Genomic DNA, 9,341 nt, shown 5'->3' on the forward strand with positions numbered 1-9,341 from the left:
CCATCCAAAGGCTGATTAAAGCCGGGGAGAAAATCAACTTCAACAGTGTTTCTCTGGAGGCCAGGGTGAGCAAGTCTTATCTTTACACCCACCCGGAGATCAAGGAGCGCATCGAGAACCTCCGCAAGCAACAGGCGGCCGCGCCTTCTCCAAGGCAGATTAAGCGGGAAATGACCGATGCCAGCAAGGACATCATCATTGCCGCAAAAAACAAGCGTATCAAGGAGCTGGAAGCCGAAAACAAACGGTTGAAAGAGGAATTGAAAATGCTGCGGGGAAAACTTTATGAATCGCTGGAGTAGGATTTGTTATTATCCTCAAAAGAGGTCATGTTTTTAACCGTCGCCGCCGGGTCTGTGGATATGTGGGCAACGCTTTAGCGTTGTCCAAGCGAGTGTGGACCCTGTGGACAGGCGGGAAGGAAACTAATTAATCGTCCGGAAATTCATGGTTCGGTTAGATAACTCCAGCTGGAGAAATGGCCCTTTGCGCCTGTCCACAAGTCCATACTCGCGGCATATCCACAGGCTTAAAGCAAGTTTTCAGGTTTTTCCAGGAAAATCTTTGCCGTTAGGTTGGTTTAGGGAAGCTCATTGTCTCCTAATGCAAAATGTACTTTGTGAATATATACAGAACGTGAATGCCTTGTGTCAGCAAGGTTTTTTCTTTTTTGGTCTATATAAGGTGACCTCCGGTACCTTGAAGCGTAACTCTGCCGGCGGTAGTCATCCCTCATTCCGGTGTTTGTTTCCTTTAAACGAGGGCTTAATTGGCTTCATTATGTGTATTAAAATAAAAGCAGCCGGCCTTAAAACCGGCCAGGTGAGTTAGAGGGGGAATGATATCTATGGAATTTTATAGCTACTTGCTTCAGAAAAGGAAAAGAAAAATTCCCCGGGGAGAACTCTGGATTTCCGGGGAAATACTAAGAGAATTAGGCCTGGAACAAACGCAGGAGTCCCTGATCACTCTCAGTATAAACATTGGTGCCGATATTTGTTTTTTCAGCTACACAAGCCCCGTTCAAAGTCTTCCTGTCAATTCCGGGGAGATGAGACTCCTCATAAAAAAAGCTCATGCCTTAGGCCTGGTCTGTGGAGTTACCGTTGACGGCCCCTTTGAGCGGACTGTCAGAGAACACGATTTTATAGAGGTTATAAAATGGTTTTATAACCCGGACCGCCTGGAAGAACACTTGGAAAAAAACACGGCACTGGCGGCTGATGAGTTGATGGCGGCCGATAATGCCGGCGCCGACCTGCTTATCCTATGCGACGACATAGCCTATAAGCGTGGGTTATACTTTTCTCCTGAGCAGTTTAAGAGTATACTCCTGCCTTTGTACCGCAGGCTAAAAAATTCAATAAAAGGCGGCAAACCAATGGGCTTTCACTCCGACGGCAACATTGAATCGATAATCTCCTTTTTGGTCGAAGAGGGATATTCGGTTTTTTCCCTGGAACCCGAAGCCATGCACCTGGTGGAGTTGTGCCGCAGATTGCCTGAAAATGTGATCATTCTTTCAGGGATAAAGGCCGGGTGGCTGATGGGACCGGACCTGGATGATAACCAAGAGGCAGAAATGCTCCAATATATTAACGATCTAAAAAATAGTTGTAAGCTGATACTGTCCTCATCTTGCGGACTTCCCGATATTCGCAGCCTGGAGAGGCTAAAGAAGATATACAGGCTGGTCGTATAAGCTGCATTATATCCTTTATCCCGGGAACCTCACCTGTTCTAAAAAGTTATCGCTGAACTCCGGCGTTGCCGCTAGTTCTATATACTTAATATTCCGCGCAATTTCTTCCGCCCGCCGGCGTTCGGTTTCAGATAAAAGGATCATCCGGGCACCGGCGCCTGCTGCGTTGCCCACCTGTTGAAAGCGCTCCAGCGGCAGCTCGGGTAGCATGCCGATGGCAATCGCACTTTCCAGCCGCAGGTGGGTCCCGAAAGCACCGGCCACGATTACCCTTTCAATATCTTCTTCTTTCAAACCGGCCTTCTCAAGTAAAACCTTTGTTCCGGCGGTAATGGCAGCCTTTGCCAGCTGTATTTCGCTGATGTCTTTCTGGGTAATTACTATGTCCCGGTCAACCCCGCTTTCCTCCAACGGTACCAGAACATATTCAGCAACTTTCCTTTCGCCGTTAAACCTGACCCGGGGATGATTGGCATCCAACCGGCCGTTATAGTTTATCACTCCTGCCCGGTACAGTCCTGCCACGGCGTCCAGTATACCCGACCCGCAGATACCCACCGGCCGGCTACCGCCTATGGTTTCATAGTGCAATTTCCGCCCCCCGTCAGCCACTTCCACCCTGCTGATGGCACCGTCAATCGCCCTCATTCCCTGCTGAATGTGAGCCCCCTCAAAAGCCGGACCGGAAGCGCATGAACAGGAAATCATTTCTCCGTTCCGGGCAAGTACAATTTCAGTGTTGGTGCCAATGTCCAGGCCCAGGGTTACCCCGTGGGCCTCATGTATGCGGCTGCTCAAGATCATGGCCACATGGTCTCCCCCTACAAAGCCGGCGACGGCCGGTACCAGGTAGGCAACCGCACCGAAAGCCATACCCAGACCCAGGTTACGTGCCTTAATTTCCACCGGCAGCGTTAACGACGGCACATAGGGGGACCTGGCCAGCTGGCTTACCGGCAACTTCAACAGAAGATGATGCATGGCCGTATTGCCCACAATCACAGCCTCTTCAACATCTTCAGGAACCACACCCGCCGCGTTGCAGAGAGTGTGCAACAGCCGGTCAAGTCCTTCTCTCAACACCTGTACGACACGGCTGTACTGTTCTTCCCCTTCCAGGGCATAAGCCAGCCGGCTTATCACATCTTCACCATAAGCGATCTGCGGATTCAAAATGCCTTCGGCGGCCAGGGTCATACCGGTTTCCAGATCGACCAAAAAACCGGCTATCTTGGTGGTTCCAAGGTCCACCGCCAAACCAACCGGTTTTCTCATCCCGGTCATAAAGGCGTTGGTTATCTCCCTGCCGCGGATAGAAACCGTTACCGGATCGTCTCCGGCCAGAGCCTCAACCCGGTCTATCAGCCCGGGATCTATGCGCAAGCCGGACAACCCGTAATTTTGGGCCAGGAAGACTTCCACTTGCTGCCAGGTTGAATACGGGTAATCGACGGACGTGGTTTTCAAGGGAATGTTATAGCGTTTAATCGCGGGTTCCGGAACAACAGCGGCATCTGTTCCATCCAGCTGCAGCTTCTGGCGTCCGGTGAGAGCTTCCGACGGAATTTCCACCTTTGCCGGGCCAATTATTACCGCCTGGCATGCCAGGCGGTAACCTTCCTCGAGACCTTTTTTGCCGAGCAGTCTCAATTCAACCTCATTGGGTGGGGAAAATTCCCCCTCCACCAGGCGCACCCTGCAGCGCCCGCAAAGACCCTTGCCGCCACAAGGCGCGCTGATTCCGCCCGACTCAGGGGTAAACATCCCCCGTGCAGCCTGTATAACAGTTTGACCGGCTTCTGCCTCTACCCGAAGGCCGATAGGTTCAAATTCGATAATAACACCCACTTTATAACACTCCCATCCATTTCTGGCATACGGTTACACCCTTGCGGGCATCGGTCACCCACCCGTCCGCCCCTGAATATTCCCGCACCCGTTCATTAACCAGACCTCCGATGAGAATTTTAATCTTTCCCTGGTTGTCAAACAGGCGAACTAAACTCACCGTACGCTGCAGGGCTTCAAAGCAGGAGGAAAGCAGGATGGACAGGCATAGAATGCTTGCCCCTGTTTCTTTCAGGCAGTGAATAAACTTATCCGGAGGTACATTTACCCCCAGGTCCCAGACTTCAAAGCCATGACAGCGCAACAAAGATATGGTAATATTTTTGCCAATATCATGAATGTCACCTTCGACGGTCCCGAAAACAATCTTGCCAACGGGTTGGTGCGTAATTTTTTTATCAAGTGCAGGAGCAAGTACCTGCATAACTTCATGAAAAATCTCTGCAGACAAAACAAGGTCTCCCAGGAAATATTCTCCCCTGGAATAGCGCTCTCCCACCTCGATCATACCATTTCTGCATTCTTCTACGATGTCAAGGGGCGTAGCGCCCATATCCAGGCGGTATTTTACCAGCTCCATTACCAGACTCTCATTCAGGTCGCTGATTGCCTGGGCCAGGGAAGGCAATTTACTCAACCCCCTTCAGTGGTCTAACTTCTGACACTAAACTAAAGCGGTCCCCCCGGAAAATAAAAAACCCCCAACCAACAACCGTTTCATCAATGGCGTATAAATACTGTTCGAGGCACAGTACGGGGGAACCAGCCGGGACCTGAAGCAGGAGAGCATCTTCTTCTTCAACCACTGCCGGTCGCATTACCATACGGCTGCGCACCGGCAGCACCTCGTTATGCGTTGAAATCACTTCCGAAAAGGCTTTGTACTGTAGCTCGTTTTCCAGTATGGGGCTCCCCTTTTTAAAGCGCATGTATTTACGTTCAAGAGCCATCGGCACATTGTCGGCCAGGAGCAGCCGGCAAAAGTATAAGACCCTCTCGTCAGCCTTCAATTCCAGTTTTCCACTGATTTCCGCCGGGGCTTTGAGCACGTTGACCGCGATTAATCTGGCTTCCGGGGTTAAGCCACGGCGGGACATCTCCTGGTGGTATTCTTCAATGGTAAATACAGCCCGGTCCAGGGCTGGCCGGGAAACAAAGGTACCTCGGCCTCGGTAGGCGGATATCAGCCCTCTTTCAGCCAGTATGTTGAGGCACTTGCGAACAGTCATGCGGCTTAAATTATACTCTTTGGCCAGATCGTTTTCAGACGGCAGGGAATCACCCGGTTTTAATTCTCCTGAAAGGATCTTTTGCTCTAAAATTTGAGCCAGCTGGAAATAAGGAGGTATAAAGGAATTCCTGTTAATTTTGTCACCGGTCAGACCTTTATCCCCCCTTTCAACAAATGTCCTGATATGAACCTCTACAGCGGATCCCTGGCCCGGCTCAGGGGACATTTTCGCCTGATGCTGCAGTAATAGCAATGGTTTTCCGCGCTGGGAGGGAGTTCACGTCCGATTCCCATAACCATGCTTACGGACTTTTTGGGCAGCATAATGCCGCTTTTCAATATGGTTACACCGATTTTAGCAGGGTTCACGAGATCATAGATGATCCGCTGGTCCTGCAGGCTTTTCCAGTAGGAGTGGCCGGGACCCAGTGGTATGGTCGACTTAAAGCCACAGGCTTCCAGCTGGGTTTTAATCTTTTCCACCAGCTGTCTGCCGGCCGCTTCAATAAGGCATGTACCGGCGATATCCAAAAAGTACGCATGCGCCGCCAGCCCCTTGCGGTTATATTCCTCCACCCTGCGGTCAATCATGTGTCCCAGGGTGCACACAACCAGGAGCAGGCTCCGAGCAGTACCGGCCAGGCGGACAAGCAAACTGCTTGTCAACGCCTGGCCGCCTTCCAGGAAAATCTCCCTGCCCGTTGTTTTCACCACCGGCACGGCTCTGCAAACAGCTTCCGCCCGGGCCAGCCGGTGCGCTTCCTGCAGTATCTCATTAACCAGCGAACTTGAATAGGTGCTGGTTGTCCTGGACAGGCAGTTCCACCCGGTGCTGGAAACGTCCTTTTCGGTAAGCCGGACATCAAATTTATAATAATCCATTAAACCATACATTGCCGCATTACTCAACTTTCTTCACCAGAAATGGAGTTAATATTGTGAAATCGTTACTGGAAAGAAACTATACCTTCAACCTTCCTTCCTGGTAGTAACGGATGTACTGCAAACAAAACCGGTCCTTGTTCAGCAGTGTTTCTGTGGCATACACCAGGGCCATCAGGGTTTTATCCAGCGGGTCGACAATAACGGCGTCGAGACCGCTGGCCATACTCAACACCACGTAAGCCCGGTTCAGGTGCCGTCGCTCCGGCAACCCGAAGGACACGTTGCTCAGTCCCGAAACGAAGTGCAGGCCGCTGAATCTGGATGCCATCTCTTCCATGAGGCGCAATGTTTCTATAACCGTTTCGGGATTGGTGGCCACGGAGCGAACCAGGGGGTCAAAGTAAATATCATCAACCGGTACTCCGGCATCCAGGAGGTTGTTGACCAGTTTTACACCAACCTCCAGGGCTTGATTTTTATTTGCCGGGATACCCCTGTCGTCCATGCAGAGAGCCACTACGGACGCACCGTACTCCTTTACCAGGGGTAATACTTTTTTATACCTTTCGGTCTCCCCGCTAATGGAATTGATCATTGCCTTACCCCGGTGAACTCTTAACCCGGCGGCCAGGGCTTTGTGATTGGCGCTGTCAATGCACAAGGGTACACCGGCTGTTTCCTGTACGGTTTGCACAAGCCATTCCATAGTGGTTGGCTCTTCCTGCGCGTCCAAGGTGCCGCAGTTTACATCGAGCATGTGCGCTCCGGCGTTTACCTGATTTAATACCTCTTCGCGGATGAAGTCCACGTCTTTAGCTCGAACCGCCCTGTCTATGCTTTTACGGGTGGAATTGATTCTCTCGCCGATGATTAACATAGATGCCTCCCGGTGTTCCACCCCTGGCCGGAGTGGTATCCGGCCAGGGGTTGTTATGATTAAGAATAAACCTTTTTGCAAATGTTAACACCCGCTACAGCGTCCTCCGCATAATAGTCGGCCCCCGTAAACTGCCGGACCTGCTCGTTGCACGGGGCTCCCCCGATGATGATGGTCACCTTATCCCTTAAACCGGCTTCAGTAACAGCCTCTACCACGGTTTTCATCTCAGGGTAGGTGAAATTAAGCAAGGCGCTTAAACCAAGCACCCTGGCTCCGGTTTCCCTGAGCGCTTCCACAAATTTTTCGGCCGGCACGTCCACGCCAAGGTCGATGACCTCGAAGCCGGAGCCGCGCAGCAGATTGACTACGATGTTCTTGCCGATGTCGTGGATATCTCCCTTGACGGTTCCTATAACAACCTTGTCCCTGGAAGTGCTTGCCTCCGCTTTGGGCATAATGGGCTCCAGCTGTTTCATGATGTTTTTGAATATCTCCGCAGCGAAAAGCATCTGGCTTAAAAAGTACTGGCCTGCAGAAAACAAATCGCCCACGCCCGCCATGCCCTCATTGCACTCAGCAATAATATCCAGTGGGGAAATACCGTTCTTGATCTTCTCGTCTACCAGCTGGTAGACTCTTTTTTCGTCCAGTTCCATCAAAGCTCTTGCCAGTTCTGTCATTTTTTCTTTTTCCATTTACGATTTCCTCCTAACTGTTAATGTTTTTATTATTAGATAATTCGTGGGACTTCCTTCAATACAAATCTGCTATTCAGGAAAAGAGCCAAACTGCCATTCTACCCTGTTGCTAAGAGTAGATTCCGTACTCCTTTGCAGATTCTATCAAGGCGCGCAGGTTTTCCGGAGGCACATCATCGATTACCGCCCCATTGCATAAAATAAATCCTCCACCTTTCCCTGCAGTTTTTATCAGTTGTTTGCAGTAATCTTTTACTTCTTGTGCTGTTCCCAAGGTTAACAAACTAATTGGTACATTGCCGGCTATGCAGGCTGTATCTCCCAGAATTTCTTTTGCCTTAGCCATATCGGTATTATCAAAAAGCCACACCGTCTTACCCTTCGGAAGATCACAAATAACTTCTAAACGGGTGTTATAGCCACCCTCGGCAAACAGGAAGGGTACCAACCCTTCTTCTATTAAGCCCATAATAACCTTTCTCAACGTCGCCCAATAAAAAGTCCTGAATTGCTGGTCCGACAGGAAACCGTCCGCCCCTTTATGCAGCGGCATGAATACCAGCGGGTTGCCGGCAGCCTTGGCTGAAGATACTCCCATCCTTATGGCCAGGGGAGTTAACACTTCCAAGGCCCGCAGCAGTTTTTCGGGCTGTCTGTACATATCCAGCATGATACCGTGCGTGCCCCGCAGAGTGTCGCCCAGTATATCAAAGGGCGCTTTGGATGCTCCACCGACAAAGGCGGGAAATCCCTGCCCTTGAAGTGCCTGGTCCACCGCGCGAACCACACCGGCCCAACGAACAGCTTCGTTACCCGCTTCCAAAACAGCCTTGAAAGCAGCCTGTACTTCGGGAAAACCGAAGGGAATAAAGCTCCCGCAAGTCAGTGGCATTTCCATAACATCAGTAAGGGGAGCCAGTTTTTCAAAAGGCTTTAGAGCGCCAAAAACGCGCGGAAAGTAAACCCTTACCCAGAAATCGGAAGGATCTTGAATCAAAGCATCGTACTCATCTGCCTTCATATACTCAGCCTCAAGGCACTGGTATGAGCGATCCGGTTGAACACCATGGCCCGGCCACTGGTACAACTTGTAGTCAAGAATTTCAAAAAATCTACCTGGGGGAGCTAAAAACATGCCCATATAGGCATCGGGTTCCAAGTCGAAAACATATTTCTTCCACGCAGCCGCTGCTTTATCATAGTCATACATTAAGTCTTGAACGGTTATTCCAGCGTAGTATGCAGGGAAAAGTCCTGTAAAGGGACATACCGGTACGCGATCCGGCACCTTTTTTAACTGAATGGCGTCTTTTATGCGGGTTACCCTTTCCCTGTACGACCTTTCAGCTTCCTGGTTAACAAATTCTATACCATTGCCCGAAAGCCATAATTCGAACATTTGTTCCTGTTTTTCTTCCCGTGTCATTAAATTTCCCTCCTAAAATTTTAGTTTTTCCCATAAATTGCAAACACAAATTCCTCAACCCGAGGCATCTTTATAGCTTCATCCACAACCCCCCCAAAAAGGATTTTTTAATTCTGGCTTGATTACCATATATGTATATACATTTAGACAGTTATACAATTCTATATGTTTCGGCTTTTTCCTTCCCGGTTTTCGATTTTTTTCAAAAAATTTTTTGCGCCTGCAGCCCCGGTTCACCGGGTGGAATAAAAAGTAAAAAGCCCCTGGACACAATTCCAGAGGCTCCAAATAATTTTCCGGCAGCGACCTACTCTCCCGGGGGTCGACCCCCAAGTACCATCGGCCCTGGAGGGCTTAACTTCCGTGTTCGGGATGGGAACGGGTGTTTCCCCTCCGGTATAGCCACCGGAAATTTTTTTTATTCCCTCAAAACTTCACAGCGGAGTTTCGTTCGCCTTCCCAGCCGGAAACCGGATCTCTTCAGCCGAATTTCCCCGGAAATCGCGTAAGTGATTTCCTTCTTAAATCCGACCTCCAACTTCCGACCTCCGACTTCTATTCTGGTCAAGCCCTCGACCTATTAGTACCGGTCCGCTCAACCGGTTACCCGGCTTACACGCCCGGCCTATCTACCTGGTAGTCTTCCAGGGGTCTTACCCCGGCACTCAACT

At 50.3% G+C, this 9,341-nt stretch carries 9 protein-coding genes and 2 rRNA genes; 2 read left to right on the plus strand and 9 right to left on the minus strand.

The features are described from left to right. Nucleotides 1–302: DUF6262 family protein (locus BUA65_RS16780; RefSeq protein ID WP_207543930.1), on the plus strand; the 302-nt coding region annotated here is incomplete at its 5' end. Between the two features lie 545 nt (nt 303–847). Further along, the gene (locus BUA65_RS16790; protein WP_072871432.1) at nt 848–1,702 is read left to right on the plus strand and encodes a uroporphyrinogen decarboxylase family protein; all 855 of its coding nucleotides are present in this window, start codon (nt 848–850) and stop codon (nt 1,700–1,702) included. Between the two features lie 15 nt (nt 1,703–1,717). Here BUA65_RS16790 and BUA65_RS16795 read toward each other — a convergent pair whose 3' ends face one another. The 9 genes from BUA65_RS16795 to BUA65_RS16835 all read right to left on the minus strand — a co-directional run. Then, nucleotides 1,718–3,550: an ASKHA domain-containing protein gene (locus BUA65_RS16795; protein WP_072871434.1), complete on the minus strand. Its 1,833-nt coding sequence runs from the start codon at nt 3,548–3,550 to the stop codon at nt 1,718–1,720. 1 nt (nt 3,551) lies between these two features. Continuing rightward, on the minus strand, nt 3,552–4,178 hold the full coding sequence (locus BUA65_RS16800; protein ID WP_072871437.1) for a cobalamin B12-binding domain-containing protein: 627 nt from the start codon (nt 4,176–4,178) through the stop codon (nt 3,552–3,554). Between the two features lies 1 nt (nt 4,179). Continuing rightward, nucleotides 4,180–5,007 (minus strand): GntR family transcriptional regulator, encoded by an 828-nt coding sequence (locus tag BUA65_RS16805; RefSeq protein ID WP_242656379.1) that lies wholly within the window; start codon nt 5,005–5,007, stop codon nt 4,180–4,182. Beyond that, entirely contained in the window at nt 4,974–5,690 is a 717-nt protein-coding gene (locus BUA65_RS16810) for a Vitamin B12 dependent methionine synthase activation subunit (RefSeq protein WP_242656380.1), read from the minus strand. The genes BUA65_RS16805 and BUA65_RS16810 overlap by 34 nt, the downstream gene beginning before the upstream one ends. Nucleotides 5,691–5,742: 52 nt before the next feature. Continuing rightward, complete coding sequence (locus tag BUA65_RS16815; protein ID WP_072871442.1) at nt 5,743–6,543, minus strand: dihydropteroate synthase; 801 nt, start codon at nt 6,541–6,543, stop codon at nt 5,743–5,745. Between the two features lie 59 nt (nt 6,544–6,602). After that, nucleotides 6,603–7,241 carry a cobalamin B12-binding domain-containing protein gene (locus BUA65_RS16820; protein ID WP_242656381.1) on the minus strand — a complete coding sequence of 213 codons (639 nt, stop codon included), beginning with the start codon at nt 7,239–7,241 and terminating at the stop codon, nt 6,603–6,605. Nucleotides 7,242–7,353: 112 nt separating this feature from the next. Then, nucleotides 7,354–8,670, minus strand: coding sequence for a uroporphyrinogen decarboxylase family protein (locus tag BUA65_RS16825; protein ID WP_114281525.1), 1,317 nt, complete (start codon nt 8,668–8,670; stop codon nt 7,354–7,356). 294 nt (nt 8,671–8,964) lie between these two features. Then, nucleotides 8,965–9,080: ribosomal RNA gene (rrf, locus tag BUA65_RS16830) — 5S ribosomal RNA — on the minus strand. Nucleotides 9,081–9,230: 150 nt separating this feature from the next. Next, nucleotides 9,231–9,341 (minus strand): 23S ribosomal RNA (locus BUA65_RS16835); the annotation flags it as partial.

It is taken from the genome of Desulfofundulus thermosubterraneus DSM 16057, assembly GCF_900142025.1.
GTDB lineage: Bacteria > Bacillota > Desulfotomaculia > Desulfotomaculales > Desulfovirgulaceae > Desulfofundulus > Desulfofundulus thermosubterraneus.

What these genes read in the sequence shown, in the direction of transcription:
- BUA65_RS16820 (WP_242656381.1), bottom strand. Translation starts at nt 7,241, where the DNA reads ATGGAAAAAGAAAAAATGACAGAACTGGCAAGAGCTTTGATGGAACTG.
- BUA65_RS16825 (WP_114281525.1), bottom strand. Translation starts at nt 8,670, where the DNA reads ATGACACGGGAAGAAAAACAGGAACAAATGTTCGAATTATGGCTTTCG.
- BUA65_RS16805 (WP_242656379.1), bottom strand. Translation starts at nt 5,007, where the DNA reads ATGTCCCCTGAGCCGGGCCAGGGATCCGCTGTAGAGGTTCATATCAGG.
- BUA65_RS16815 (WP_072871442.1), bottom strand. Translation starts at nt 6,543, where the DNA reads ATGTTAATCATCGGCGAGAGAATCAATTCCACCCGTAAAAGCATAGAC.
- BUA65_RS16790 (WP_072871432.1), top strand. Translation starts at nt 848, where the DNA reads ATGGAATTTTATAGCTACTTGCTTCAGAAAAGGAAAAGAAAAATTCCC.